Annotated in this window: 28 protein-coding genes; 25 read left to right on the top strand and 3 right to left on the bottom strand. The window is 37.7% G+C overall.

Annotation, left to right across the window (positions count from 1 at the left end; all coding sequences use genetic code 11):
* Positions 1-28 precede the first annotated feature (28 nt).
* The gene (gene purD, locus Q1K34_RS00260) at positions 29-1,306 is read left to right on the top strand and encodes a phosphoribosylamine--glycine ligase (RefSeq protein ID WP_300433659.1); all 1,278 of its coding nucleotides are present in this window, start codon (positions 29-31) and stop codon (positions 1,304-1,306) included.
* Here the strand turns inward: purD and Q1K34_RS00255 are convergent.
* Positions 1,292-1,522, bottom strand: a complete 231-nt coding sequence (locus Q1K34_RS00255) for a uracil phosphoribosyltransferase (protein ID WP_300433658.1) — start codon at positions 1,520-1,522, stop codon at positions 1,292-1,294. The genes purD and Q1K34_RS00255 overlap by 15 nt on opposite strands.
* A gap of 43 nt (positions 1,523-1,565) precedes the next feature.
* Between Q1K34_RS00255 and Q1K34_RS00250 the strand changes: the two genes are divergently transcribed.
* The 3 genes from Q1K34_RS00250 (at position 1,566) to Q1K34_RS00240 (ending at position 4,286) form a co-directional block, all read left to right on the top strand.
* Positions 1,566-2,489: a DUF6427 family protein gene (locus Q1K34_RS00250; protein WP_300433657.1), complete on the top strand. Its 924-nt coding sequence runs from the start codon at positions 1,566-1,568 to the stop codon at positions 2,487-2,489.
* A gap of 115 nt (positions 2,490-2,604) precedes the next feature.
* Positions 2,605-3,213 carry a DUF4254 domain-containing protein gene (locus Q1K34_RS00245; RefSeq protein WP_300433656.1) on the top strand — a complete coding sequence of 203 codons (609 nt, stop codon included), beginning with the start codon at positions 2,605-2,607 and terminating at the stop codon, positions 3,211-3,213.
* 2 nt (positions 3,214-3,215) lie between these two features.
* Entirely contained in the window at positions 3,216-4,286 is a 1,071-nt protein-coding gene (locus Q1K34_RS00240; RefSeq protein ID WP_300433655.1) for a glycosyltransferase family 9 protein, read from the top strand.
* 598 nt (positions 4,287-4,884) lie between these two features.
* On the opposite strand, the gene Q1K34_RS00235 is transcribed toward Q1K34_RS00240, so the two are convergent.
* Positions 4,885-5,934, bottom strand: coding sequence for a ferredoxin--NADP reductase (locus Q1K34_RS00235; RefSeq protein ID WP_300433654.1), 1,050 nt, complete (start codon positions 5,932-5,934; stop codon positions 4,885-4,887).
* Between the two features lie 96 nt (positions 5,935-6,030).
* Between Q1K34_RS00235 and Q1K34_RS00230 the strand changes: the two genes are divergently transcribed.
* From Q1K34_RS00230 to Q1K34_RS00130, 21 genes are all read left to right on the top strand, one after another.
* On the top strand, positions 6,031-7,515 hold the full coding sequence (locus tag Q1K34_RS00230; RefSeq protein WP_300433653.1) for a DUF5687 family protein: 1,485 nt from the start codon (positions 6,031-6,033) through the stop codon (positions 7,513-7,515).
* Positions 7,516-7,525: 10 nt separating this feature from the next.
* Complete coding sequence (locus tag Q1K34_RS00225; RefSeq protein WP_300433843.1) at positions 7,526-8,236, top strand: ABC transporter ATP-binding protein; 711 nt, start codon at positions 7,526-7,528, stop codon at positions 8,234-8,236.
* Positions 8,237-8,330: 94 nt separating this feature from the next.
* Positions 8,331-10,868 carry a hypothetical protein gene (locus tag Q1K34_RS00220; RefSeq protein WP_300433652.1) on the top strand — a complete coding sequence of 846 codons (2,538 nt, stop codon included), beginning with the start codon at positions 8,331-8,333 and terminating at the stop codon, positions 10,866-10,868.
* An 11-nt stretch (positions 10,869-10,879) separates the two neighbouring features.
* Positions 10,880-11,278 (top strand): polymer-forming cytoskeletal protein, encoded by a 399-nt coding sequence (locus tag Q1K34_RS00215; protein WP_300433651.1) that lies wholly within the window; start codon positions 10,880-10,882, stop codon positions 11,276-11,278.
* Positions 11,259-11,474 (top strand): AtpZ/AtpI family protein, encoded by a 216-nt coding sequence (locus Q1K34_RS00210; protein ID WP_300433650.1) that lies wholly within the window; start codon positions 11,259-11,261, stop codon positions 11,472-11,474. The genes Q1K34_RS00215 and Q1K34_RS00210 overlap by 20 nt, the downstream gene beginning before the upstream one ends.
* Positions 11,475-11,858, top strand: a complete 384-nt coding sequence (locus Q1K34_RS00205) for a hypothetical protein (protein ID WP_300433649.1) — start codon at positions 11,475-11,477, stop codon at positions 11,856-11,858.
* A gap of 134 nt (positions 11,859-11,992) precedes the next feature.
* Positions 11,993-13,096: a F0F1 ATP synthase subunit A gene (gene atpB, locus Q1K34_RS00200; RefSeq protein WP_300433648.1), complete on the top strand. Its 1,104-nt coding sequence runs from the start codon at positions 11,993-11,995 to the stop codon at positions 13,094-13,096.
* Between the two features lie 24 nt (positions 13,097-13,120).
* Positions 13,121-13,342, top strand: a complete 222-nt coding sequence (gene atpE / locus Q1K34_RS00195; RefSeq protein WP_011711113.1) for an ATP synthase F0 subunit C — start codon at positions 13,121-13,123, stop codon at positions 13,340-13,342.
* An 84-nt stretch (positions 13,343-13,426) separates the two neighbouring features.
* The gene (locus Q1K34_RS00190; RefSeq protein ID WP_300433647.1) at positions 13,427-13,921 is read left to right on the top strand and encodes a F0F1 ATP synthase subunit B; all 495 of its coding nucleotides are present in this window, start codon (positions 13,427-13,429) and stop codon (positions 13,919-13,921) included.
* Between the two features lie 3 nt (positions 13,922-13,924).
* On the top strand, positions 13,925-14,479 hold the full coding sequence (gene atpH, locus Q1K34_RS00185; RefSeq protein WP_300433646.1) for an ATP synthase F1 subunit delta: 555 nt from the start codon (positions 13,925-13,927) through the stop codon (positions 14,477-14,479).
* A 44-nt stretch (positions 14,480-14,523) separates the two neighbouring features.
* Positions 14,524-16,104: a F0F1 ATP synthase subunit alpha gene (gene atpA / locus Q1K34_RS00180; protein ID WP_300433645.1), complete on the top strand. Its 1,581-nt coding sequence runs from the start codon at positions 14,524-14,526 to the stop codon at positions 16,102-16,104.
* A gap of 91 nt (positions 16,105-16,195) precedes the next feature.
* Complete coding sequence (atpG, locus tag Q1K34_RS00175) at positions 16,196-17,056, top strand: ATP synthase F1 subunit gamma (protein ID WP_300433644.1); 861 nt, start codon at positions 16,196-16,198, stop codon at positions 17,054-17,056.
* 132 nt (positions 17,057-17,188) lie between these two features.
* The gene (locus tag Q1K34_RS00170) at positions 17,189-17,632 is read left to right on the top strand and encodes a hypothetical protein (RefSeq protein WP_300433643.1); all 444 of its coding nucleotides are present in this window, start codon (positions 17,189-17,191) and stop codon (positions 17,630-17,632) included.
* A 60-nt stretch (positions 17,633-17,692) separates the two neighbouring features.
* Positions 17,693-19,144, top strand: a complete 1,452-nt coding sequence (locus tag Q1K34_RS00165; RefSeq protein ID WP_300433642.1) for an oligosaccharide flippase family protein — start codon at positions 17,693-17,695, stop codon at positions 19,142-19,144.
* Positions 19,145-19,147: 3 nt separating this feature from the next.
* On the top strand, positions 19,148-19,582 hold the full coding sequence (dut, locus tag Q1K34_RS00160; RefSeq protein ID WP_300433641.1) for a dUTP diphosphatase: 435 nt from the start codon (positions 19,148-19,150) through the stop codon (positions 19,580-19,582).
* Between the two features lie 21 nt (positions 19,583-19,603).
* The gene (locus Q1K34_RS00155; protein WP_300433640.1) at positions 19,604-20,614 is read left to right on the top strand and encodes a sugar phosphate nucleotidyltransferase; all 1,011 of its coding nucleotides are present in this window, start codon (positions 19,604-19,606) and stop codon (positions 20,612-20,614) included.
* Positions 20,615-20,623: 9 nt separating this feature from the next.
* Positions 20,624-21,988: a tetratricopeptide repeat protein gene (locus Q1K34_RS00150; RefSeq protein ID WP_300433639.1), complete on the top strand. Its 1,365-nt coding sequence runs from the start codon at positions 20,624-20,626 to the stop codon at positions 21,986-21,988.
* Positions 21,988-22,758 carry a DUF4292 domain-containing protein gene (locus Q1K34_RS00145; RefSeq protein WP_300433638.1) on the top strand — a complete coding sequence of 257 codons (771 nt, stop codon included), beginning with the start codon at positions 21,988-21,990 and terminating at the stop codon, positions 22,756-22,758. The genes Q1K34_RS00150 and Q1K34_RS00145 overlap by 1 nt, the downstream gene beginning before the upstream one ends.
* The gene (locus Q1K34_RS00140; RefSeq protein ID WP_300433637.1) at positions 22,755-23,978 is read left to right on the top strand and encodes a peptidoglycan DD-metalloendopeptidase family protein; all 1,224 of its coding nucleotides are present in this window, start codon (positions 22,755-22,757) and stop codon (positions 23,976-23,978) included. The genes Q1K34_RS00145 and Q1K34_RS00140 overlap by 4 nt, the downstream gene beginning before the upstream one ends.
* A gap of 55 nt (positions 23,979-24,033) precedes the next feature.
* Positions 24,034-24,726 carry a hypothetical protein gene (locus tag Q1K34_RS00135; protein ID WP_300433636.1) on the top strand — a complete coding sequence of 231 codons (693 nt, stop codon included), beginning with the start codon at positions 24,034-24,036 and terminating at the stop codon, positions 24,724-24,726.
* The gene (locus tag Q1K34_RS00130; protein WP_300433635.1) at positions 24,710-25,327 is read left to right on the top strand and encodes an outer membrane beta-barrel protein; all 618 of its coding nucleotides are present in this window, start codon (positions 24,710-24,712) and stop codon (positions 25,325-25,327) included. The genes Q1K34_RS00135 and Q1K34_RS00130 overlap by 17 nt, the downstream gene beginning before the upstream one ends.
* Here Q1K34_RS00130 and Q1K34_RS00125 read toward each other — a convergent pair whose 3' ends face one another.
* Complete coding sequence (locus Q1K34_RS00125; RefSeq protein WP_300433634.1) at positions 25,328-25,840, bottom strand: acyl-CoA thioesterase; 513 nt, start codon at positions 25,838-25,840, stop codon at positions 25,328-25,330.
* Positions 25,841-25,876 lie beyond the last annotated feature (36 nt).

The following is a 25,876-nucleotide window of genomic DNA, read 5'->3' as shown; positions in this document are numbered from 1 at the left end:
TTTGAAGCAATATTAAAATCAAAAGCACATGAATATTCTTATCCTTGGCTCCGGTGGGCGAGAGCATACTTTTGCCTACAAGATGGCTCAAAGCAGCAAATGCAGTAAACTGTATGTTGCACCCGGAAATGCCGGAACCGCAGAAATTGCTGAAAACCTTCCGCTTAATCCTATAGATTTCGCTGCCGTTGCTAATACTGCATTGGAAAAGGATATTCAAATGATCGTGGTTGGACCAGAAGATCCCCTGGTAAAGGGCATTGTAGATTATTTTACACAAGATGAAAGACTTAAGAATATTCAGATTATTGGTCCTTCGAGTCGCGGTGCTTTACTGGAAGGTAGTAAGGAGCGGGCAAAAGAATTTATGGCGATGCATAATATTCCAACCGCTGCATATGAAAGTTTCAGCTATGAAAGTCTCGGTGCGGGAAAGAACTTTTTGGAGACTTTAAAACCGCCATATGTTTTAAAAGCTGACGGACTCGCCGCTGGGAAAGGAGTACTTATCATAGAAGATCTGGAGGAAGCCAAGAAGGAACTGGAAAATATGCTTTCGGGTAAATTTGGTGCTGCCAGCAAAAAAGTAGTGATAGAAGAATTTCTAGATGGGATAGAGCTAAGTGTATTTGTTCTTACCGATGGGAAAAATTATAAAATATTACCTACCGCAAAAGATTACAAGAGAATTGGAGAGGGTGATACCGGGCTAAATACGGGAGGTATGGGCGCAGTATCTCCAGTTCCATTTGCCGATGAGACTTTAATGAATAAAATTGAAGAGCGTATCGTTAAACCAACTGTGGATGGACTTCAAAAAGAGGAAATAGATTATAAAGGTTTTGTATTTATAGGATTGATTAAAGTAGGGGATGAGCCTTATGTGATTGAATACAATGTGAGAATGGGAGATCCTGAAACCGAGGTGGTATTGCCAAGGATACAGTCAGATCTTGTGGAATTGTTCGAAAAGACCTGGAACGGAGATCTGGATAAGGCTCAATTAGAAATTGATCCAAGATCTGCAACTACGGTGATGATGGTGTCTGGCGGTTATCCAGGATCTTATGAAAAAGGAAAGATCATCTCAGGAATTAAAGAAATCCAAGATTCCATCGTTTTTCATGCAGGAACAAAAAATGAAGGCAATAATATTGTGACCAGCGGCGGAAGAGTAATAGCCTTAACTTCTTTTGGGGATGATTACAAAAAGGCACTAAAAAAATCTTATCAAAGTGCAGAAAAACTACAATTTGATAAGATGTATTATAGAAAGGATATAGGCTTTGATTTATCCCAGGAATGAGTGAGAAGTAGATTCCCTATTCTCTTCATTTCTATCGTTGAATGTTTTTAACTGCTTCATCCAGTATAGGAAAGCAAGGAAACCAACGATTACGAAAATCCAGTTCAAAATGTTTGCAAGAAACCATGAGTCAAGCTCAAGAGATCTTAAAGCATCAAGAGGATAAAAAAGTATATTTTCAAAAAGCCACTCTATTCCTTCAAAAAAATCTTTCATTTGGTAAACTTTGTTTGTGAGTACAAAAATATAAAAAACCCCAATGCTAACAAGCTTTTTTAATAAATCAAAACCTTTAAACCTTTCGGTGATCATTCTGCTGCTCTGTGTTTTTTATTTCGGGGCTAATTTTACCAGCTGGGAAGAGGGGTTTGATTTGCTGGAACTTTTTCAGAAAATAGGGGTTTTATTGCTTTTGGTTTTGAGCCTTTTAGTGTTGAATTTCATCGCTAAAAAAAATGAGCTTACTAAAAGAAGTGCCTATAAAACTTTACTCTTTGCGCTATTTTGTATTTCTTTTAGCAGTGTTTTGAAGAATGAATCGGTTATAATTTCAAATCTGTGTGTGCTGTTTGCGATGCGCAGGATCATTAGTTTAAAATCGCATAAGTTTATTCAGAAAAAGATTTTTGATGCGACTTTTTGGATAAGCATTGCGACGCTATATCATTTTTGGTCGGCGCTATTTTTCCTGATTGTTTTTTTTGCTATTTTAAATTTCGCCTCCAATTTTAAAAACTGGCTGGTGCCCATTGTTGCTTTTGCTGCAGTAGTTTCCCTCACCATATGTTTCCATCTTGTGGCATATGATCAGTTTTATACTTTTTCAGATTGGTATCAGGAAAGTAATTTTGATTTTTCCAGATATGGAGATCTAAAATTATTGATTCCTTTGAGTGTTATTCTGGCATTGCTCATCTGGACTTTATTTCAGTTTTTTTCGACTATTCAAAAAGCAAGTATCAACAGAAGGCCGGTATTAGGTATGATCTTTTTTAGTTTACTGGTTGCTGCGGGAGTGGCCTTGTTTTCTCCCACGAAGAACGGAGCGGAACTTATTTTCTTTTTTGTTCCCTTAAGTATTATTTCTTCCAATTACTTCGATGGTAAAAGTGATAAAATATTAAAAGAGATCATCCTCGCAACACTTTTAATAATGCCTTTTGTAGTGGCATTTTTTGTTTAGATTTTAGGTTTCCTTTCAGTTTGAACCTATACTCTTTTTAAAAATAATATCTTTGTACAAGCTGTAATTTTTAGCCATTTCAGTATATAATAAACCAGAATAAGAAGAAAAATATATGTTTTCAGATAAAGCCAACTCAATCTTTCAGGAAGTAATAGAGAAATATCACGAAAAAGATAGTGTGGATCAGGAATTTAATAATCCTTACGATGCTGAAAAAGATCCTTTGGAACATTTACTATATAGAAAATGCTGGATAGACACTGTGCAATGGCATTATGAAGATATTATTCGGGATCAAAATATAGATCCCGTGAAGGCTTTAAAATTGAAAAGGCAAATTGATGCATCCAACGAGGATCGTACAGATACTGTTGAATTTATAGACAGCTATTTTCTTGAAAAGTACAAGGATGTAAAGCCAAATACAGATGCTATAATCAATTCTGAAAGTCCGGCATGGGCTATAGATAGACTTTCCATTCTTGCACTAAAAATATATCATATGGATGAGGAAGCCAATAGAACAGATGCATCTCAGGAGCACCAGATGAAGTGTAAGGCTAAACTGGATGTGTTACTGGAACAGCGGGTAGATCTTTCTACGGCGATCAATCAGTTATTGGATGCGATTTCTAAAGGCGAAAAATATATGAAGGTCTATAAGCAAATGAAGATGTATAATGACGATGAGCTAAATCCCGTACTTAGGGGGAATAAATAGTTATGGATAAGTCCGGAAATCATTCGGAAATTAAAAGCAGTAAAGCGAAGCATATACTGGTGATACGTTTTTCTGCCATGGGAGATGTCGCTATGACCGTTCCTGTGCTAAGTGTTTTAATACATACATATCCAAATTTACAGGTTACCGTACTTACCAAAAATTTTTTCAGGCCCCTTTTCAGTCATCTTCCGAATGTTACTATCTACGAGGCAGATCTTAAAGGTGTACATAGTGGGGTGCTAGGGCTTGGAACATTGGCTACTGAACTTCGTGACGAAGAAATAGATGCCGTGGCAGATCTCCATGATGTCCTTCGAACTAATGTGTTAAGATCATTATTTTATTTCTACGGAATACCTTTTAAACAAATTGATAAGGGCCGTGCTGAAAAAAAAGCCTTAACCCGAGATAATGATAAGGAATTTAAACAGCTAAAATCCTCCCATCAGCGTTATGCCGATGTTTTTAGGGAATTAGGATTTCCTTTAGATCTTTCAGAATATTCACCACCTCCGAAAAGGAAACTACTACCAACGGTGCAGGAAATCATTGGCACAAAGAAGCAGAAATATCTCGGTATAGCTCCTTTTGCTCAGCATGATTCCAAATGTTATCCTGAAGACCTTATGGAAAAAGTGATCGCTGAACTTTCTTCCCAAGAAAACCTAAAGATCATTTTATTTGGCGGAGGAAATACTGAAAAAGAAAAACTGGAACATTGGGAACAAAAGTTTCCAAAGGTGATAAGTGTAGTAGGGAAGCTGAGGTTTACAGAAGAATTAAGTCTTATCTCAAATTTAGACGTTATGCTTTCTATGGATAGTGGAAATGCACATCTCGCGGCTATTTACGGGATACCTGTAATTAGTCTCTGGGGCGTTACCCATCCCTATGCCGGTTTTAGAGCTTTCAACCAGCCAATGGAGAACTGTATTTTGCCAGATCTCGAGCAATATCCAAAAATCCCCACTTCCATCTACGGAAATAAATATCCGGAAGGCTACGAAGAGGTAATGCGAAGCATTCCTCCAGAAAAGGTCATTCAGAAAATAAAAGATATTTTGGGATAAGTACCTATCCTGTTATAGAATTTTTTGTTTGTCCATAAAGTTTCCTAAACCGAAAAATGACGTCATTCTGAACTTGTTTCAGAATCTCATTTTGATATAAATCAGTGCTATATTGAGACCCTGAAACAAGTTACCATTGACGTATTTCTGAAATTATTAATTATAAGGTTAAATACTTAATTTTAAGAGCCTCCATTTTTCCCGGCCTATCGAAAATATATCGTAAAATTTGAAGTGTAAGCACCGTAAAATTTTAGGCTGTTTGAGCTGTACACATTTTCTATAAAAACAAATCTCAATAGCGAGTTCCTAAAATTTAGGTGCTGAACGATAAATTTAGATAGAGTTTCGTTAGCCTAGATTTTGAATGCATCTGACGACCAAAGGGAGAGGAATGCAGAATTTTTCATCAATGGAAAAAATGAACAAGTATCTTCATAAAATATGTCAATTTCCTACACTAGATAATTTTTATCATGGGTCTCAGGGTGACGAAAAAAGCTTCTAGGAAAGGAAATGGATATACATTAAAATGTTTTTCTTTTTTGAATTGCCAAAAAAGAAAGTCCAGGCTTCATAAAATTTTTAAAGCTACCAGTTAAACATCATCAAAATCCACCTTTAAAATTGGAGTGGTTGGATGTGCCTGACAGGTGAGCACAAAACCTTCTTCAATTTCCTCATCTGTTAAGATCTGGTTTTTGCTCATTTCGGCTTTTCCTTCCGTTATTCTAGCCATGCAACTGCTGCAAATCCCTCCCTGACAGGAATAAGGGACATCAATATCATTTTCCAGCGCAATATCGAGCACTACTGCAGATCTATCCATAGAGAATGAAAATTCCTCGTCATCCACAGTAATAGTTACCGCGGTTTGACCGTCAGTATCCCCCTGGATTTCTTTTTCTTCAGCAGTAGTTGTAAAAAGCTCAAACAGTATTTGATCTTCACTTACCCCATTTGCCTGAAGCACTTCCGAAACATGATTGATCATTTGTTCTGGTCCGCATAAATAGAACTTATCAAAAGGGTGATTTTTGAATTTATTTTTTACCACATAGTTCACCGTGCTTGTTTCTATACGGCCAAAATGCGAATTTTCTTCCCGGGTTCTACTGTATACGAATTCTACGAACAATCTGTCTGGAAACTGAGATTGTAAGCCTAGCAATTCTTTAAAAAAAATGGTATCATCTACAGATTTATTTCCGTAGGTAAGAACAAATCTACTATGAGGCTCATCGCGCAGAACTGTTTTTATGATAGAAAGAATAGGAGTGATTCCGCTTCCCGCAGCAAATGCAGCATAATTCTTTTGCCCCTCTCCGGGTTGGAATATAAATTTGCCTTCAGGCGGATGAACTTCCAGCACATCGCCTGCACTTAATTTATTATTGGCTATCACTGAAAATTTTCCGCCTTCTACTTCTTTTACCGTTACTTTAAAATCTTCAGAATTTGGTGCAGAACATAAAGAATAGGCCCTTCTTACCTCTTCGCCCTCAATTTTAGTTTTAATGGTGATATATTGTCCGGCAGAAAAACTAAATGTTTCTGTTAAGTTTTGAGGTATCTCGAAAGATAAACTTACCGCCTGGGGTGTTTCGCGAATTATTTCCTTTAATTTTAGCGGATAAAACTGACTCATTGTTTTGTATTTGTGCGCAAAAATACAAAGTATGGTGGTTTTAGAAATGTAACAAAAGTTTAAATTTCTCTACCAATTGAATAAATAACGATTTTTATGTTTAAGAAATTCGTCTGGCTGGAGTGGAAATCTTTTTTCAGATCTGCCAGTTTTGGGAAAAGTCTAGGGCTGAAAATCCTGATGGCTTTTCTTGCCCTGTATTTCTCCGCCATGTTCCTTACCCTGGGAATTGCCCTTTTTCCTTTGCTAAAGGAGCTGTACCCTGAAGCCGATCCCTTAAAAGTGGTGAATGGTTTTGCGCTCACCTATTTTTCTTTTGAATTGCTTTTCAGGTTCTTGTTACAAACCTTACCTGTGATGGATATCAAGCCTTTGATGATCCTTCCCATCAAAAAATCGAAAGTGGTGAATTTTATACTTTTAAAATCACTTTATTCATTTTATAACTTTTTACCACTCCTGCTAATTATTCCTTTCGGACTTTTTTGCATCATAAAAGAGGCCTATCCAACCACAAATATGGCCGGATGGATGGTTGCCATGTTCGCGACCACACTTTGTATTAACTATCTCAATTTTATTATAAAGAAGCGTTTTACTGAAAATTTAAAAGCACTTATACCTGTTATCATTCTTGGTTTGGCTCTTGCTTTATTGGATTACCTTGAAATATTTCAGGTAGGCCTGTATTTTGGAAGATTATATGATTACGTGTATTTAAATCCATATTTAGCCTTCGTGCCGGTGATTATTTTGGTGGCGCTTTATCTATGGAACCTTCAAAATTTATCCGGAAAATTTTATCTGGATGCTGGTTTAAAAGGCAAGACTACTAAAACCAATACCAAAGAGTTTGGCTGGACCAGGAAATTTGGTAGCATAGCGCCGTTCCTTCAGCAGGATCTTAAACTTATCTGGCGAAATAAAAGGCCTAAAACTACTATTTACCTGTCGCTAATATTATTGAGTTACGGTCTAATTTTTTACCCCAATGAAACTTATCAGGGTATGCCTTCTTTTTTTGTTTTTGTCGGCATATTTATGACGGGTATCTTTATGATCAACTTTGGTCAGTTTGTGCCTTCCTGGGATGCATCATACTATCCTATGATCATGGCTCAGAATATACCAATGAAACAATATCTCGCATCAAAGATGGCTTTAATCACCTTTAGCGTAGTTGTGTTGGGAGTTTTAACGACACCTTATGTATATTTTGGTTGGAATATTCTATTACTTAATATCACCTGTGCCATTTATAATATAGGAGTTAATATTCCCTTACTAATATTCGCCGGTTCTTTTAATAAAAAAGCGATAGACCTGGATAAAAGTCCGTTTATGAATTACCAGGGAACGGGAGCAACTCAATGGCTGGTAAGCCTCCCCTTATTAATATTTCCCATTCTTATCTTTTGGTTTATCAATAAGTTTGTGAATTACGAAGCAGCAATTGGCGTGCTTTGCGCACTTGGTATCATTGGATTAATTTTAAAGCCGGCAATACTTACTTTTTTGGCACAGCGATACCGCCAGAGAAAATATGTGACAATTCAGGGATTTAAACAAAAGGGCGATTAAAAACTTTATGATGATAACAGCTACAAATCTTTCAAAAATATATAACGGCACTAAGGTGTTGGATATTGAACATCTGGATATTCCTTCAGGACAGAATTTTGGCCTGGTAGGCAATAATGGAGCAGGGAAAACGACATTTTTCAGTTTGTTATTAGATCTAATCGAGCCAACTACAGGAAATATTTTTAATAATGAGATAACGGTTAGTCAGAGTGAAGATTGGAAACCTTTTACATCTTCGTTTATTGATGAAAGTTTTTTGATAGGATATCTTACACCAGAAGAATATTTTTATTTTATCGGTGATCTTAGAAACAGGAATAAAGCTGATATCGATACTTTTCTCACTCAATTTGATGATCTTTTTAACGGAGAGATCATCGGTAGAAAAAAGTATTTAAGGGATCTTTCTAAAGGAAATCAGAAAAAAGTTGGAATAGTCGCTGCTTTAATTGGTGATCCTGAAGTTGTGATACTTGATGAACCCTTTGCAAACCTGGATCCTACAACCCAGATCAGACTTAAAAAACTGCTGAAGGAGCTTTCCAAAACCACAGGTACTACGGTGCTTATTTCCAGTCACGATCTCATTCATGTGACAGAAGTTTGCGAGCGTATAGTAGTGTTGGATAAAGGAATAATTGTTCGCGATATGGAAACTTCAGAAGCTACTTTAAATGAGCTGGAAGCATACTTTTCAAAAGAAATAGCCGAAGGCTAAACCGTCGCTTATTGGACTTTAGAAAAAGAAGTTTACTTTTACATACTAAACTAGTTGTATCAAAGTTATTCATGATACCCAGAATTGGTTCATTTTGAATACGTTTACCCGATATTTTTTATTTCTTCTGCTTTCTGCGGCCATTTTTAGCTGTTCCAGAAAGAAAGACAGCTTTATTAATCGAAATTATCACGCGGTTACTGCGGAATATAATACACTATACAACGGCGAAATCGCGCTGGAACAGGGTAGGGAGGAAATCAATCAGAATTATGCAGATAATTATTGGGATATTCTTCCCGTTGAAAGACTTGCGGTTGATGAGAAAATTTTACTTCCGGATAGCGTAAGAAATCAGAATTTTGGCAGGGCAGAGGAAAAAGCTGTGAAGGCAATTCAGAAACATTCCATGCAGATTAGTGGCAAGGAGCGAAATCCTCAAATGGATGAAGCTTACCTGCTTTTAGGAAAAGCGAGATATTTTGATCAAAGATTTGTTCCCGCTTTAGATGCTTTTAATTATATCCTTTACCGATATCCCGCAAGTGACAATATAAATCATGCAAGGATCTGGCGCGAAAAGACGAATATCAGGATCGGTAATGAAAGGCTGGCGATAAAGAACCTTAAAAAGATACTGGATTCAGATCGGCTTAACGATCAGGATTTAGCTGATGCCAGTGCAAGTATCGCTCAGGCCTATATTAACTTAAAGCATATAGATAGCGCAGTGGCGCCTTTATATAATGCGGCCGATTTTACGAATAAGAATGCTGAAAAAGGCCGGTATTTTTATATTCTTGGTCAGCTGCACAATCGTCTTGGTGAAACTGCTACCGCAAACGCGGCCTTTGATGAGGTGATTGAGCTTCATCGAAAATCTCCCCGAATTTATTACGTAAATGCCCAGGTTCAAAAAGCCAGGAATTTCGATTTTAATTCAGGGAATGAGCAATATCTATTGGAGCTTTTAACTGAACTGGAAGAAGATCGGGAAAACAGGCCATATTTGGATAAAATATATTTTCAGCTTGGGGAATATTATAGCAGGCTGGATTCCACGGAAACAGCATTGGAATATTATAATAAATCCTTAAGAGCTCCTTCGAGTGATATCTATCTGAAATCTATTAATTACGAGATCCTTGCCAATATTAATTTCGATAGGGCGAGGTATCAGGATGCCGGAAAATATTATGATAGTACTTTAACCTATATGTCTCCGGAATTGCTGGAATTCAGAACTATCAAAAGAAAGAGAAGCAATCTTGATGACGTTATAAAATATGAGCAAATTGCAGAGGAAACCGATAGTATTTTAAGGCTAGCACAACTTTCTGAAGAGGAACGTATCGCGTATTTCACTAAATATACTGACGATTTAAGGACACAGGCTATAAAAGATATTGAAGCGGGAGAACTTCCGGTTTATACCGCCAGCATTGGCGCCTCCAATAATTTCCCATCGGCAAGCGTTCCACCGGCAGGACCAAATGCCGGCAATACGTTTTATTTCTATAATCCTATCCGGGTTTCAAAAGGCGCACAGGAATTTATGCGGGTATGGGGAAACAGGGAACTTGTAGATAATTGGAGATGGGGATCTTCAGCTTTAAATCAAAGTTCTATCAATGCCCAGGAACGCCTGGTGGATATTAACCTGGATAACGATCCGCTTTACGATCCCATGACCTATGTAAGTCAGATCCCTGGAGACCGTTCTATTTTAGACAGCCTGGCAACTCAGCAAAATTTGGCATATTATCAATTAGGCGTTATTTATAATGAAAATTATGGAGAGTATGACTTGGCGGCAGAACGACTCGAATTTTTACTGAAAAACGAACCTGAGGAACGATTGATTCTGCCTGCTAAATATAACCTGTATAAAATATACGGGGCTCAGGGAAGATTGAATGCTCAGGAGGAAATAAGGAATGATATTCTGCAGAATTATTCAGACTCCAGATATGCCGCTTTTATAAGAAATCCTGAAAGTCTTCAAAGGGACGAAAATGCCCCGGAAGTTTTGTACAATGAATTGTTTAGGAAGTATGAAGATGAGCAGTATGAAGAGGTGATCCAAAAATCAAATCAATATGTCTCCCAGTTCACTGGGGATCCTATAGTTCCGAAATTTGATCTTTTAAAAGCGCGTGCCACTGCCCGACTTATGGGAGTAGATGCCTATGAAAAGGCACTTAATTATGTGGCAGTAACTTATCCTCAATCCAAAGAAGCTCAGAAAGCTCAGGATATTATTAATAAAACAATTTCAGAATTAAAATCCCTCGAATTTGTAACTGATAGTCTTCAAAACAACTTCAAACTCATTTATCCTGTAGATAGTGAAAAGAAGGAGGAAGCTATGCAATTAAAAGAAACTATTGAAAAATCTTTATCAGAATTAGGCTACAGGAATTTAAATGTTTCGGTAGATGTATATGATATTGAGCAAAACTTTGTAGTAGTTCATGGATTATCGTCTAAATCTAAAGCTTTAGGATTTCAGGAGTTGTTACGGGATAATAAAAATTACAAAATAGCCCGGGAAGCTATGGTTATGTCCGCAGAAAATTATAGAATTGTACAAATTAAGAAAAATTTAAGAAATTACACGGACAATAACTAAACCCTACAAGTATGTTTTCCGAAACCAAAAAAACGAAAGTAAGTTCAGGACAGAACGGACAAAATAGAATTGCCGCAGGCACGCTTATCACTGGAGAAATTTCAGGAAAAGGATGTTTTAGGATTGAAGGTACTTTGGAAGGAAGTTTAAAAACACCTGAAAAAGTTGTGATTAGTGAGGGAGGAATGATAGATGGCCTTCTGGAATGTGAAAATGCTGATATTGAGGGCAATTTTAAAGGAAAGTTATTTGTAAAAGGCACACTTACGCTCAGGGCGCTGGCTAATATAGAAGGAGAAGTTGTTGCAGGTAAACTTGCCGTGGAACCAGGAGCTGTATTTAATGCAACCTGCGAAATGAATGCCGGGGTTAAGCCACTTAAGGAAAATAATGAAAAAAGATCAGCGTAATAAATACCTGGGTTTAATTAATATTGCCTTTCAAATGGGAATTATTATCGCCCTCGGTGTCTTCGCTGGTATCTGGCTCGATGAGCAATTTCCTAATAAATATTCTGCCTACACCATCTGCCTGTCATTATTGGGAGTTTTTATAGCGCTTTACCAGGTATATAGATCGGTTAAAAATTTGAATGAAGACGAATAAATGAAGATTACACTAATTCAATTTCTTAAACCTTTTATTCCGTTTTCAATCCTTCTGTTTACTATCCAATTTATACTGGTAAATTATGTGTTTGAAATAACATTTTATTATTCAGTAGTCGCCGTATATGCCTTTCATATTAGCGCCACTTTTCTTATTTATCTTTTCCTGGTATATGTTAACAAATCTTTCGGTGATAAAACCGGCTTTGCATTTATGGCTTGTAGTCTATTAAAAATGCTGGCAGCGGTACTATTTCTTTTACCCATGATGCTGAATGATGCACCAAATCCATTTCAGGATATGATCGCTTTTTTTATACCTTATTTTTTGTTCCTGATTTTCGAAACTGTTTATGCAGTAAAGCTCATAAATACCAAATAACAAACTGTCTTTCAGTAAAATCGTTAAATTTTCTGAAAGCTTTAAAAAATTATACGGCGGGCTTTCAGATAAAAATTAAAAGTATACCTTTGCACGGAAATTTAGAGCCCATAATTTTAAGTAGAACAGGTACTATGACAGCACGGAAATCTTTAGTGATTAGCTTGTACTTTGCAATAGCATTTACTATTTCCCCAATGTTTTCTTTCGCTCAGGCACACGAGCAGGAGGAAAAGTCACTTCAGGAGGCTGAAGAAGAGTTTAACGCAACCGACATGATTATGCACCATATTGGTGATGCTCATGGATGGCATTTCTTTGGAGAAGGAGACAGTTCTGTTACTCTTCCTTTACCTGTAATTCTTTATACCGATGGTGAGCTTGTAACTTTTATGTCTAGCGAATTTCATCATGATACCGAAGGTCAGCATATCGTTGAAAAAGACGGGATGCGCTTTGTGAATTTGCATGAAGATATCTACAAATTAGATGCGGGTGCCGAAACTATTGAATTTGACGAGGAGCACCACCCTTTAAATGCATCTAAACCATGGGATCTTTCGATTACAAAAAATGTTGCCGCCATGTTCTTAACGGTGATCTTGATGATCCTTTTCTTCTCTGTGGGTCTGGCAAGGCATCACAAGAAAAATGAACATGCGCCAAGAGGTTTCAACAATGTACTTGAAACACTGGTTCTTTTTGTAAGGGACGAGATTGCTTTACCTCAGATAGGCGAGAAAAAGTACATGAAGTTTATGCCTTTTCTGTTAACGGTATTCTTCTTTATTTGGATCACAAACTTAATGGGGTTATTACCTGGTGCAGCTAACGTAACAGGAAATATAGCAGTTACCGTGTCTTTAGGTCTTTTCACGATGTTGATTATGATCTTTAACGGGAATAAAGATTTTTATAAGCACACTTTTTGGATGCCAGGAATTCCAACCTGGGTAAAACCTATCCTTGCAATCGTGGAAGGATTAGGATTGCTTATTAAGCCTGCGGCACTTATGATTCGTTTATTTGCGAATATCACCGCGGGACACATCATCATCCTGAGTTTAATAGGATTGATATTTATTTTAGAAAATGCAGGTATTGCCGGAGTTTCCGTTCCCTTTGCCTTATTTATAACAGTATTGGAATTGTTAGTAGCATTCCTTCAAGCGTTTATTTTTACGATTCTGTCGGCCCTGTTTATCGGGATGGCAGTTGAGGAACATGAACATCATTAATTTTAATTTTTAATTTTTTCAACTATGGAATTATTGTATGTAGGTCTTGCAGCTTTAGGAGCTGGACTAGCGGTTCTTGGAGCCGGAGTAGGTGTAGGTAAAATCGGTGGTTCTGCCATGGATGCTATCGCACGTCAGCCAGAAGCTTCTGGAAAAATCCAGACAGCTATGATTATCGCTGCTGCACTTGTAGAGGGTGTTGCTCTTTTTGGAGTAGTTGCCTCTTTATTAGGTGTATTAAGATAATTAATTTCAAAGAGTCCCTTTCGCAACGGTTGGTTGCGAAAGGACTTCTTTAAATGATGTTTTTAACTATTATTATTTAAAACTATGGATTTAATAACTCCCGAAATTGGCTTGTTCTTCTGGCAAACCGTTGTTTTTCTGATATTAATGTTCTTAATGGCGAAATTCGCCTGGAAACCTATTCTTAATTCAGTAAGAAATAGAGAACAGTCTATTAACGATGCGTTGGCTTCAGCTGAAAATGCCCGTAAGGAAATGCAGAATCTTAAGTCAGACAATGAGCAGTTGATGAAAGAAGCTCGTGCTGAAAGAGATGCGATCCTAAAAGAAGCCCGTGAGTTAAAGGAAAAAGTAATTACAGACGCTTCGGAAGAAGCAAAAGTAAAAGCTGATAAAATTGTTGCAGATGCCAAAAGAAGTATTGAGCTTGAAAAGCAATCTGCAATGGCTGAATTGAAAAACCAGGTTGCTGAACTTTCAGTAGAAATCGCTGAAAAAATAGTTCGCAAAGAACTTTCAGATAAAAAAGAACAACACCAGATGATCGAGAAGATGATCGGTGATGCTAAGCTAAACTAAGTTATGAGAGGAACCAGAGCCGCACAACGTTATGCAAAGGCGATCCTTTCTTTAGCAAAGGATAAAAATTCAGCGGAAGCTGTAAACGAGGATATGCTTTCAATTTCTGAAACTGTTTTAAACAGCAAGGACCTTGAAAATATGCTTACCAGTCCTGTAGTAAAAGACAGTATTAAGAAGAGTGCTTTACTTGAAATTTTTAAGGGACTTAATACTATTACCAAAGGCGCTATAGATATACTTTTGGAGAACGGAAGAATCAATATTCTTCATATAGTCGCAAGACAGTATATTATTTTATTTAATGAATTGAATAATGTACGGCAGGCTGTTGTTACAACGGCAGTGCCTCTAGATAAAGAATTGGAAACTGTGATTCTTGCGAAGGTAAAAGAATTAACAGGTTCAGAAGCCAGTCTTAAAAGCATCGTTGATGAAAGCATCATTGGTGGTTTTGTGTTAAGGGTGGGAGATTTGCAATATGATGCAAGTGTTTCCAGAAACTTAACAAGGCTAAAAAGAGAATTAAAAGACAACACATACGTTTCAAAAATTTAATTAAAACCGTCGCATTCTAATGTGGCATTTTATCTTGAATAATTATGGCAGAAGTAAATCCTGCTGAAGTATCAGCAATATTAAAACAACAATTATCAGGTTTTGAATCCAAGGCCTCTTTAGATGAAGTAGGTACCGTTCTAACCGTAGGTGACGGTATTGCTAACGTTTATGGATTGGCTAATGCCCAGTATGGGGAATTAGTACAATTTGAAAGCGGTCTTGAAGGGATCGTTCTTAACCTTGAAGAAGACAACATTGGGGTAGTACTTTTAGGTCCTGCAAAAGAGATCAAAGAAGGTTCTACTGTAAAAAGAACACAACGTATCGCTTCTATCAATGTTGGTGAAGGTATTGTTGGCCGTGTGGTTGATACATTGGGTGCTCCCATAGATGGAAAAGGTGCAATTGAAGGTGAAACCTTTGAGATGCCACTAGAGCGTAAGGCTCCCGGGGTAATTTTCCGTCAGCCGGTAACCGAGCCACTTCAAACGGGAATCAAATCTATCGATGCCATGGTACCGGTAGGAAGAGGACAACGTGAACTGGTAATTGGAGACCGTCAAACCGGTAAAACCGTAGTTTGTATTGATACCATCCTTAACCAGAAAGAATTTTACGATGCCGGTGAGCCGGTTTATTGTATTTATGTAGCTATTGGTCAAAAAGCTTCAACAGTTGCGGCTATTGCCAAAACTCTTGAAGACAAAGGCGCTTTAGCTTATACCACTATTGTTGCGGCAAACGCATCAGACCCTGCGCCAATGCAGGTATATGCTCCGTTTGCAGGTGCTGCTATTGGAGAATATTTTAGAGATACTGGTCGTCCTGCATTGATCGTTTATGATGATCTTTCTAAGCAGGCGGTTGCTTATCGTGAGGTTTCCCTTTTACTTCGTCGTCCACCAGGACGTGAAGCATACCCAGGAGATGTATTCTTCCTTCACTCAAGATTATTAGAGCGTTCTGCGAAGGTTATCAATGATGATGATATCGCAAAACAAATGAACGATCTTCCTGATGTTCTTAAAGATAAGGTAAAAGGTGGCGGATCACTTACTGCACTTCCAATTATCGAAACTCAGGCAGGAGACGTTTCAGCATATATTCCAACCAATGTAATTTCGATTACAGATGGACAGATATTCTTAACTTCAGACTTGTTTAACTCGGGTGTACGTCCTGCAATTGATGTGGGTATCTCTGTATCCCGTGTGGGTGGTAATGCACAGATCAAGTCGATGAAGAAAGTTGCCGGTACCTTAAAACTGGACCAGGCTCAATACCGTGAACTGGAAGCATTCGCCAAGTTTGGTTCAGATCTTGATCCGGCTACCAGGAATGTGATTGAAAAAGGTAAGCGTAACGTGGAAATCCTTAAGCAGGGGCAAAATGATCCGTATCCTGTAGAAGACCAGATCGCTATTATTTATGCTGGTTCAAAGAATCTTTTAAGAGATGTTCCCGTAGATAAGGTGAAGGAATTTGAAACTGAATACCTTCAGTATTTGGATACCAAACATAGAGATACACTGGATACTCTTAAAGCAGGTAAATTAACTGATGAAGTAATTGATACTTTAACTCAGACTGCTAAAGAACTTTCAGCTAAATACAAACAATAGTAAGTCCCCTCCCATCCTCCCCGAGGGGGAGGGGTTAATATAATAAAATTGAATACTAATTTCTCCCCTATGGGGAGATTAAGAGGGGCTTATGGCAAACTTAAAAGAATTACGTAGCAGGATTACTTCGGTATCTTCAACGATGCAGATTACCAAAGCCATGAAAATGGTATCGGCTGCAAAATTGAACAAGGCCCAGGATGCAATTACCCAAATGCGTCCCTATTCTGAAAAGCTTACCCAGTTGCTACAGGATTTAAGTGCTACTCTGGATGATGACTCTGGAAGCAAATTTGCTGAAGAGCGCGAGATAAAAAATGTTTTGATCGTTGCTATTTCATCAAATAAGGGATTGGCCGGTGCTTTTAATACCAATATCATAAAAGCGGTTAAATACAAGGCTAAGAACGATTACAAAGCTAAAAATATAGATGTCTATACCCTTGGGAAAAAAGCCAATGATATTCTGAAAAAGGAGTATGATATTCATAAGAATAACAATGAGATCTATGATGATCTGAGCTTTGAAAATGCTTCGGCTATCGCTGAAGAATTGATGCAACTTTTCCTTGATGAGAAGTACGATAAGATCGTTCTTGTATACAACCAGTTTAAAAATGCCGCCACGCAAATTGTTCAGCATGAACAGTTTTTGCCTATTGAACAATTTGATTCTGAAGAGAACAAACAATTAGATTATATTTTTGAGCCTTCAAAATTAGAGATTGTTAAAGATCTTATTCCGAAGTCGCTGAAAATGCAATTATTTAAAGCACTGAGGGATTCTTTTGCTTCAGAGCACGGTGCCCGTATGACGGCCATGCACAAAGCGACAGAGAATGCCACAGAGCTTCGAGATGATCTTAAACTTTCTTATAACAAAGCTAGACAGGCTTCTATTACGAACGAGATCCTTGAGATCGTTGGTGGTGCAGAAGCACTAAATGGATAGTCCGTCATTCCGAGTGTAGCTAGGAATCTCAACCTGACAACTATAAATTACATATATAGCCCTCATTTTAGAGGGCTTTTTTATTTGGTATGGGTTTTGTTTTTATAACTTTAAATCTATAAACCAGACGATATGAAAAATGCATTACACTTAATGGCAGGAATTTTTATTCTTACAGTTTTCGCTTCCTGCGGAAGCAATAAAGATCTTCAGGAACGGGCTCCGGCACAGTTCAATGAGGTTTATTATACCTATACTTCTGAAGGAATTCAATTAAACATTCCCGTAGCAGCAATACAGGATGATAGAGTTAGTCTGAAAGCGGTATACTTTCACGGGATGAAATCTGATCTTAAGAAAAGTGAGGAAAAACCCAATCAGTATGTGGCAAATTTCCGCCTTGGCAGTGAGGATATGGTGATGCATGAGGATCCTAAAAAGGAATATGGAAACAAACCACCGCAAAAACCTGAAAAAAGCCCTTTTACTATAGAAGAAGATGAAGCTATTTTGGTTTTCTCACAAAATGACAAGACCAGATATTATAAACTAACAGGGATTGTGGAAAAGGAATAATGCGAAAGCTTTTATTATACTGATTTATTCAGATATTTGTAATAAATCAACCCACTCCTGTTGAGTACCTTTAAGAAACTATTTCAACAAACATTTTTGTATGGACTGGCAACTGTGTTGCCGAGAATGCTCAGCTTCTTATTGGTTCCACTATACACCGAAATTTTGCCCACAAAGGAATATGGGGAAATTTCGGTGATCTTTGCTTATTTTGTGCTGTTTAATGTTATCCTGGCTTATGGAATGGAAACAGCTTTTTTTCGCTTTTATAATAAAAAAGAAAATAAAACGGAGGTTTTAAGTACGTCGGGATGGTCACTTGTTGTCTCCTCTCTGATATTCTTTTTTCTTGCTTTTTTCGTTAAGGATCAAATCTCCCTACTGTCCGGTATCCCCTTACAATATATTAATTTGGCAATATGGATCTTATTGTTAGATGCCTTAGTGATCATTCCATTTGCCTGGCTCAGAGCCGCAGAGAAGCCAATGCGGTATGCTGTGATCAAGATCATGAATGTAGCGGTAAATCTTGGTCTTAATGTCTTCTTCCTGGTATTTCTTCAGGGTCTTGCTGAAGACAGTAAATTATTTGCATCGATTTATCTACCTGACTTTGAAATTAGCTATGTTTTCATTGCTAATTTAATAGCCAGTGGTTTAACCTTGCTCTTGATGCTTTCGTTTTATTTCAGAATTAAATTTGAGTTCAATGTAAACTTATGGAGAAAAATGATGAAATACGCTTTCCCGGTATTGATTGCCGGAATTGCATTTTCCATCAATGAAGTTTTCGACAGGATCATGCTGGACTATTTATTACCTGCAGATATTGCAAGATCTGAAATTGGAGCTTATTCAGCCTGTTATAAACTGGCTTTATTCATGACCTTATTTGCAACTGCATTCAGATTAGGTATAGAACCTTTCTTTTTCAGTCACGCTGAATCCAAAAATGCCTCACAAACCTATGCCCAGATCACTAATTATTTTGTGGTTTTTGGAAGCATTATTTTACTTTCAGTAATTGTCTTTGCAGATTTGTTGAAGATCATTTTAATTCAGGATGAGGCTTATTGGGAAGCAATGGAGATAGTACCGCTCATTTTACTTGCCAATCTTTTCCTGGGAATTTATCACAATCTTTCAGTTTGGTACAAAATCACCGATAGAACGAAATTTGGGGGATATATTTCTCTGGCTGGAGCTGCTTTAACCATTATGCTGAATATCTTTTTGATCCCAAAAATAGGTTATACTGGTTCAGCTATTGCTACACTCGCGGCTTATGGACTTATGGTAATCCTTTCATATTATTTTGGCCAGAAACATTACCCTATCCCTTACAATATGAGAAAGATCAGTGGTTATCTGGTTATTTCCATTCTATTCTCAATACTCTCATTTTATGTATTCCGCGGAAATTATTTTATTGGAATACCGTTATTATTAGTATTTATCGGGATAGTCTATTTTTCTGAAAAGAAACACATTCTCAAAATCATACAATCTTAATTTATGGATATAAAAATTATAAATAAATCGGCTCATAATTTACCGAATTACGAAACAGATTTTTCAGCTGGAATGGATCTTCGGGCAAATATTGAGGAACCAATAAGCCTTAAACCTCTTGAAAGAGCTATTATAAAAACAGGTCTTTTTATCGAACTTCCCTTAGGTTTTGAAGCACAGGTTAGACCCCGCAGCGGGTTGGCAGCAAAAAAAGGTATCACCGTCTTAAACGCGCCCGGCACAATTGATGCCGATTATCGTGGCGAAATAGGGGTGATCCTTGTAAATTTGTCCAATGAAGAGTTCGTCATAAATAATGGTGAGCGAATTGCTCAAATGGTGATCGCAAAACATGAACATATTTCCTGGAAAGAAGTAGATATTCTTGGCGAAACATCTCGTGGAGCGGGAGGATTCGGTAGTACAGGACATGAATAAAAATTAATTTAAAAGAGAGAAATGAAAATAATTGTACCAATGGCAGGTCGTGGTTCGCGACTTCGTCCACATACTTTAACCGTACCAAAACCGTTAATTCCTATAGCAGGCAAACCTATTGTGCACCGTTTGGTGGAGGATATCGCCAAAGTTCTGGATGAAAAGATAGATGAAGTTGCTTTTATTATCGGAGAAGATTTTGGAGACAAAGTAGAAAAGGACCTTATGGAAATCGCCAATAGCCTTGGTGCTAAAGGGACGATCTATTATCAGGATAAACCTTTGGGCACCGGGCATGCTATAATGTGTGCAAAAGAGTCACTTAGGGGACCGGCCGTAGTAGCCTATGCAGATACGCTTTTTAAGGCAGACTTTAACCTGGATAAATCTGCAGATGCGGTGATGTGGGTTAAAAAGGTGGAGAACCCTTCAGCTTACGGAGTGGTAAAGCTTAACCAGAATAACGAGATCACAGATCTTGTGGAGAAGCCAGAGAAATTTGTATCAGATCTTGCAGTGATAGGGATCTATTACTTTAAAGATGTGGAAGTGTTGAAAAATGAACTTCAAAATGTGCTGGATGCTAAGCTAACCCGAGGTGGGGAATACCAGATCAATGATGGGATTGAAGCTATGCGTAAAAGCGGATTAAGATTTGTGCCTGGAAAAGTTGACGAATGGATGGACTGCGGAAACAAGAATGTGACCGTGGAAACCAATGGAAGAATGTTGAATTTCCTTCACCAGGATGGAGAAAAGTTGATTTCAGATTCAGTAAAAATCAAAGATTCTGAAATTACCGAGCCGTGTTATATCGGAGAGAATGTTGAGTTGATCAATGCGAAGATCGGTCCCAATGTTTCTATAGGAGATGGTACTAAAGTTGAGAATTCAACGATTAAGAATAGTCTTATCCAAACTTTTGCAGAGGTAAAAAATGCCAAACTCGATAATGCGATGATTGGGAATCATGCCAGGTTTGATGGTGAGTTTACTCAAATTAGTATTGGAGACTATTCGGTATTGGAATAAAATAAAAATATGAAGAACCTGTTTTTCACCCTGATGATGGCTTTCCTGGCAATTCCTGTAAATTCACAGGAGTTACCACAACCTTTTCAGGATGTTAACCAGGATGACCTTGGTAATGTTAGTGACGAATTCCAGGACTATTTTTTTGAAGCACTCAAGCAAAAAGGTATTGAGAACTATGAAAAAGCGATTATCGCTTTAGAGAAATGCCTTGAGTTAGATACCGAAAAATCGGTAGTTTATTTTGAATTAGGGAAGAATTACAGGGAGTTGGAAGAATTTGATAAGGCCATATCAAGTTTTCAAAAAGCAAACGATCTGGAGCCAGAAAAAGAATCAGTCCTTGTCTATCTTTTTCAGACCTATGGAATGATGGAAGATTTTGATGGGGCCATTGCTACTTTAAAAAAATTGATCCCTATCGATGTCTCTTATAAAGAAGATCTCGCAAACCTGTATTTACTGAATGAAAATTATGATCAGGCATTGAGTTTACTCGATAAACTGGATGCTGAACTCGGAGCTAACTCCTATCGAAACTCTTTAAGACGGCAAATCTTTGCTCGTACTAATAATACCACTGCACAAATTGAAAATCTTCAGGAGGGAATTTCTGATAATCCCGATGTAGAACAGAATTACCTTAATCTTATCTATATCTATGGTGAAAATGGGGAAGATGAGGAGGCTTTTAAAGTCGCACAGGAGCTTTTAGAGACAAATCCAGGTTCTACTTTGGCTCACCTTGCGCTGTATAAGTTTTATTTGAATAAAGGCAATACAGACGCCGCAGTGGCTTCAATGAAAATTGTATTTGAGAGTGAAGAGATCGATGCAGAATCGAAATTCAAGGTTTTGAATGATTTCCTAAATTTTGTTCAGGAAAATCCGGAATATGAAGATGAATTAATAGAGGTGGCTGGAAAACTTTCAGAATGGGAAGATGCTCCAAAGCTTTATGAACAACTGGGGAGTTATTATTTAAAAAAGAATAATCGCGAAGATGCGTTAAAGTTTTTTGAATTGGGTTTAAAAGAGAATCCGGAGAACTTTCAGTTAACAAAGAATACCCTTCTTTTGCAATTGGAATTTGGAAAGTTTGATGCTGCTAAAAATTTGAGCGCAAAAGCGCTGGAAGGTTTTCCATCCCAACCGCTGCTTTATTTATTTCAGGCGGTAGCGCTAAATAAGTTGATGGATTATGAAGCAGCTGCAGAAAGCTTACAGGATGGATTGGATTATCTCATAGATGATAAGCTGATGGAAATTGACTTTTATTCCCAACTTGCAATTAGTTACAATGGTATGAAAAATGCTGATAAGGCGGAAGAATACCGCCGCAAGGCAGAAAATTTAAAAAAAGAAATCAACTGATGTTAACAAGAATATGTACCCTTATTTTACTTTCAGTTTTTGTTGTTTCCTGTGGTAGCAGGACTTCAACTGGGAGAATAGCTACAAAAAATGCCGAAGCTGTTTCAGTCATTAAAAAACATTATACCAGCGAAACCGAGTTTAAGACAGCTTCAGGAAAACTCCGGGCAGTTTACCAGGATGATGAAAAAACACACTCTGTAAATCTCAGTTTCAGACTGGAAAAAGATAAGGCGATATGGATGAGTGCCAGTATACTTGGTTTCCCTGTGGCGAAAGCCTATATCACCCCTACCAGTGTAAGTTACTATGAAAAAGTAACCCAAACGTTTTTTGACGGTGACTTTAGGTTGGTGAGCGATTTCCTGGGAACACCACTTGATTTTCAAAAACTTCAGAATTTATTGATAGGTCAGGCGATCTATGATCTTCGCGAAGAAGAATACGATTTTATACAATCCCCTCGCGGATTTCAATTTGTCCAGGATGAAGATGCCATGATGAAAAAAATGTTTTTACTGAATCCTTCAAATTTCAAAGCAGAAGCACAACAGTTAATTCAGGATAATGAAAATCGTGGTTTAACTGTCACCTATTCAGAATATCAGGAGGTAGACGGTTTAATTTTTCCGGAGAATATTAAGATCATTGCGAATGAAGGAGGTTCCAGTACTAATATTGAACTTACCTACAGATCTATTAGCTTCAATGAAGAAGTTAGCTTTCCGTTTGATATCCCATCAGGTTACGAAGAAATCAGTTTAAAATGATTGAACTAAAGTTTTCAAAATCTCTGTTTTTTATTTTGTTCTTTTTTCTTGGATTGAATTTATCCAATGCACAAACCAATCGTGAAGAACTTGAAAAGAGGCGTATTGAGCTTCGGAATGAAATAAGCCGAATCAATGAACTTCGAATATCTAATCAGAAGAAACAGCGTTCGGTTTTGGGTCAGGTGGAAGACCTGAATCAACAGATAAAAAGTACCGAAGATCTTATTAAACTTACTAATCAGCAGGCTAACCTTCTTACCAGGGAGATCAACACCAATACCAATAAAATTAGTCAGCTTAGAAAGGAATTGGAAAAGCTAAAAGAAGATTATGCGCGAATGATTGAAAAATCATATAAGAGTAAATCTCAGCAAAGCCGGGTGATGTTCTTATTATCTTCTAAAAACTTTTTGCAGGCCTACAAACGGCTTCAGTATATGAAACAATATACGAACTACCGGAAGCAGCAGGGAGAAGAGATAAAAGCTAATACTATAGAATTACAGCAACTAAATGCCCGTTTGGTTCAACAAAAGGAAGAAAAGGATAAACTAATTGCCGAAAACAGGAAAACCCGGGCTGAACTTGAAAAGAATAGAAAATCCCAACAAACACTGATGGCAACCATCAGGCAGAAAGAGGGCCAATTTGCTTCCCAGATTAGACAAAAACAAAATGAGATTGATGAGATAGACCGTGCTATAGATAAGATGATTCGGGAATCTATCGCAAAAGCCAATAAAGAAAGTGGATCCAGTTCCAGAAGTACCTATGAACTTACTCCAGCCGCGAAAGCCCTGGCAGCCGACTTCAATAATAATAAAGGGAAGCTCCCATGGCCGGTGCAATCTGGAGTGGTGACCATGCGTTTTGGAAAACAGCCGCATCCGGTGGTAAGATCTGTGATGGTAAATAATAATGGAGTTAGAATCGATACGGATAAAGGAGGAAAAGCTCGCGCTGTTTTTAACGGAACCGTTAGTGAGGTGCAGGCGGTAAAAGGAGCAAACCAGGCGGTAATGGTGAGACATGGTGATTATATTACCATTTATAATAACCTGGAAGAGGTTTATGTGAAAAGAGGGGATAAAGTAACAACAGCCCAGGAGATAGGAGAAGTTGCTACCAGTAGGACTACAGGTAAAACTACCCTTCACTTTTTACTATACAGGAATGATCAAAAAATGGATCCGGCAGATTGGATTTATAGAATGTGATCTCTAGAACGCAACCTTTTAGGTATTCCGGTATCTTACATATACACGTCATTTTATGCCTAAATTTGGTCATTATTTAGTAATTCTCATACTGGCATTTCTTGCTAGGTCCTGTACTCCCGTTTCCATAGAAAATAATAAACGTATTTTGGTTGACGGAAGGATTTTAGGGGAAGACATGCAGCCCTTGGAGGGAGTGGAGGTTCGCACCGCTACCTATGTAAACCGATTTCTTAATCGGGGTATTGAGACCCTGGCTAAAGGAACTACCAATGAAAATGGTGAAGTTTCTTTTGTTTCCCTGGATGTGAATCCCGGGATGATCTGCCTGGATATTGGAAGGTTTCCCGGAACTGAAAATTATCAACAAATTAGAATTTGCGATTCTTCAAGTTCAAGAAAGGCTAATAAATTTGATCTGGGAGATTTTCAGCTGAGGAAACAAGCAATTGTTACCCTTATAGTCTCATTAGATCAAAATTTGGGATATACCCTCAGTTTTGAAGACGATTATGCACAATACGAAATAGAAGACTGGAATGAGCTAAGTAATTTTGATAACCCCGATCTGGTGGGAGAAATAAGTGAATTATCAGGGGTGTTTAATTCAGAAAATATAAGAGACACATTAAGATTCAGGACATTACAAAATTCAAGTTTTGAATTGTTGGTAAGATATCCGGTAAACCAGGAGATTTATGAATTTGAAGTTAACCAGGAGGAAAATATTTATGAGATCGATCTTTAAGATTTTAATGGCTGCGATCCTTATGTTTCCGGTGTTATCCTATAGCCAAAAAGATTCAACCAAATTATCCCCACATCATTTCAACAGGATACAACTAAGTCTTGGTTTAAGTTATGATATGGCCCTTGGAGATGGATTTTTAAATGATGCCTATGATCTTCAGGTAGGGTCAGATTTAACGGCAGATTTTTATCTTGACTCACACTGGTATATAGGTTCCAGGTTCAAAATGATCAATACCGAAGTGATAAAACCAGAAAAAACAGAAGGGATCAGTGCTACCTCGATCTTTAGCTTTGGTTTGCAGGGAGGTTATGCCTTTAAATTTAATGATAGGCTATATTTAGATCTTATAGGGGGAATTGGACCTACCACCTACAATCACGACTCAAAATTTGGCACAAAATTTCGTGATTCTGCCACTACGCTCTGGGTAGGGCCTAAAATGAGTTACCGAATAAATAATTTCTTCGGAATTTATGGCGGACTTGAGTTTAGGAATGATTTTATGAATACCAGTGTACCGGCTGAGCTAGAAAATTACTATGGAGATGCATCCATTTTTAGCCTAAGCGCAGGGATGAGATTTATTACCCACTAATCAATCCTCAAAAAGTGCTTTTAACTCGGTAGCTTCAGCGGGTTTCATTTTTCCGGCAAGTACAAGACTCAATTGCTTTCTTCTTAAAGCAGCTTCATAACGCTCCTTTTCCAGATCTGTTTCTGGTTTCAGCGCTGGAATTTGAATTGGGGTTCCGGTTTCATCTACCGCTACAAAAGTATAGATAGCTTCATTTGCCTTCGTTCTACGGCCACTTTCACGATCTTCCACCCAAACATCGATATAGATTTCCATAGAGCTCTTAAAAGCTCTGGAAACCACTGCCTCTACAGTTACCACGCTACCTAACGGAATAGATTTATTGAAAGCCACGTGATTTACAGAAGCCGTAACTACAATTCTACGGCTATGCCTTCTTGCGGCAATACTTGCGGCACGATCCATACGCGCAAGTAATTCACCACCAAAGAGATTATTCAATGGATTCGTTTCACTGGGTAAAACAAGATCGGTTAAAGTAGTACGTGATTCGCTTGGTGATTTAGCCTCCATGTCAATTTTTTTGCAAAAATAAGGAGGATAGGTGAA

The sequence above is a fragment of the Christiangramia sp. genome (assembly GCF_029937855.1).
Lineage (GTDB): Bacteria > Bacteroidota > Bacteroidia > Flavobacteriales > Flavobacteriaceae > Christiangramia.
Note: the sequence above shows the minus strand (reverse complement) of the source record. Positions and strands in the feature narration are given on the sequence as shown.

What these genes read in the sequence shown, in the direction of transcription:
- purD (WP_300433659.1), top strand. Translation starts at nt 29, where the DNA reads ATGAATATTCTTATCCTTGGCTCCGGTGGGCGAGAGCATACTTTTGCC.
- Q1K34_RS00255 (WP_300433658.1), bottom strand. Translation starts at nt 1,522, where the DNA reads ATGAAAGATTTTTTTGAAGGAATAGAGTGGCTTTTTGAAAATATACTT.
- Q1K34_RS00250 (WP_300433657.1), top strand. Translation starts at nt 1,566, where the DNA reads ATGCTAACAAGCTTTTTTAATAAATCAAAACCTTTAAACCTTTCGGTG.
- Q1K34_RS00245 (WP_300433656.1), top strand. Translation starts at nt 2,605, where the DNA reads ATGTTTTCAGATAAAGCCAACTCAATCTTTCAGGAAGTAATAGAGAAA.
- Q1K34_RS00240 (WP_300433655.1), top strand. Translation starts at nt 3,216, where the DNA reads ATGGATAAGTCCGGAAATCATTCGGAAATTAAAAGCAGTAAAGCGAAG.
- Q1K34_RS00235 (WP_300433654.1), bottom strand. Translation starts at nt 5,934, where the DNA reads ATGAGTCAGTTTTATCCGCTAAAATTAAAGGAAATAATTCGCGAAACA.
- Q1K34_RS00230 (WP_300433653.1), top strand. Translation starts at nt 6,031, where the DNA reads ATGTTTAAGAAATTCGTCTGGCTGGAGTGGAAATCTTTTTTCAGATCT.
- Q1K34_RS00225 (WP_300433843.1), top strand. Translation starts at nt 7,526, where the DNA reads ATGATAACAGCTACAAATCTTTCAAAAATATATAACGGCACTAAGGTG.
- Q1K34_RS00215 (WP_300433651.1), top strand. Translation starts at nt 10,880, where the DNA reads ATGTTTTCCGAAACCAAAAAAACGAAAGTAAGTTCAGGACAGAACGGA.
- Q1K34_RS00210 (WP_300433650.1), top strand. Translation starts at nt 11,259, where the DNA reads ATGAAAAAAGATCAGCGTAATAAATACCTGGGTTTAATTAATATTGCC.
- Q1K34_RS00205 (WP_300433649.1), top strand. Translation starts at nt 11,475, where the DNA reads ATGAAGATTACACTAATTCAATTTCTTAAACCTTTTATTCCGTTTTCA.
- atpB (WP_300433648.1), top strand. Translation starts at nt 11,993, where the DNA reads ATGACAGCACGGAAATCTTTAGTGATTAGCTTGTACTTTGCAATAGCA.
- atpE (WP_011711113.1), top strand. Translation starts at nt 13,121, where the DNA reads ATGGAATTATTGTATGTAGGTCTTGCAGCTTTAGGAGCTGGACTAGCG.
- Q1K34_RS00190 (WP_300433647.1), top strand. Translation starts at nt 13,427, where the DNA reads ATGGATTTAATAACTCCCGAAATTGGCTTGTTCTTCTGGCAAACCGTT.
- atpH (WP_300433646.1), top strand. Translation starts at nt 13,925, where the DNA reads ATGAGAGGAACCAGAGCCGCACAACGTTATGCAAAGGCGATCCTTTCT.
- atpA (WP_300433645.1), top strand. Translation starts at nt 14,524, where the DNA reads ATGGCAGAAGTAAATCCTGCTGAAGTATCAGCAATATTAAAACAACAA.
- atpG (WP_300433644.1), top strand. Translation starts at nt 16,196, where the DNA reads ATGGCAAACTTAAAAGAATTACGTAGCAGGATTACTTCGGTATCTTCA.
- Q1K34_RS00170 (WP_300433643.1), top strand. Translation starts at nt 17,189, where the DNA reads ATGAAAAATGCATTACACTTAATGGCAGGAATTTTTATTCTTACAGTT.
- dut (WP_300433641.1), top strand. Translation starts at nt 19,148, where the DNA reads ATGGATATAAAAATTATAAATAAATCGGCTCATAATTTACCGAATTAC.
- Q1K34_RS00155 (WP_300433640.1), top strand. Translation starts at nt 19,604, where the DNA reads ATGAAAATAATTGTACCAATGGCAGGTCGTGGTTCGCGACTTCGTCCA.
- Q1K34_RS00150 (WP_300433639.1), top strand. Translation starts at nt 20,624, where the DNA reads ATGAAGAACCTGTTTTTCACCCTGATGATGGCTTTCCTGGCAATTCCT.
- Q1K34_RS00145 (WP_300433638.1), top strand. Translation starts at nt 21,988, where the DNA reads ATGTTAACAAGAATATGTACCCTTATTTTACTTTCAGTTTTTGTTGTT.
- Q1K34_RS00140 (WP_300433637.1), top strand. Translation starts at nt 22,755, where the DNA reads ATGATTGAACTAAAGTTTTCAAAATCTCTGTTTTTTATTTTGTTCTTT.
- Q1K34_RS00135 (WP_300433636.1), top strand. Translation starts at nt 24,034, where the DNA reads ATGCCTAAATTTGGTCATTATTTAGTAATTCTCATACTGGCATTTCTT.
- Q1K34_RS00130 (WP_300433635.1), top strand. Translation starts at nt 24,710, where the DNA reads ATGAGATCGATCTTTAAGATTTTAATGGCTGCGATCCTTATGTTTCCG.
- Q1K34_RS00125 (WP_300433634.1), bottom strand. Translation starts at nt 25,840, where the DNA reads ATGGAGGCTAAATCACCAAGCGAATCACGTACTACTTTAACCGATCTT.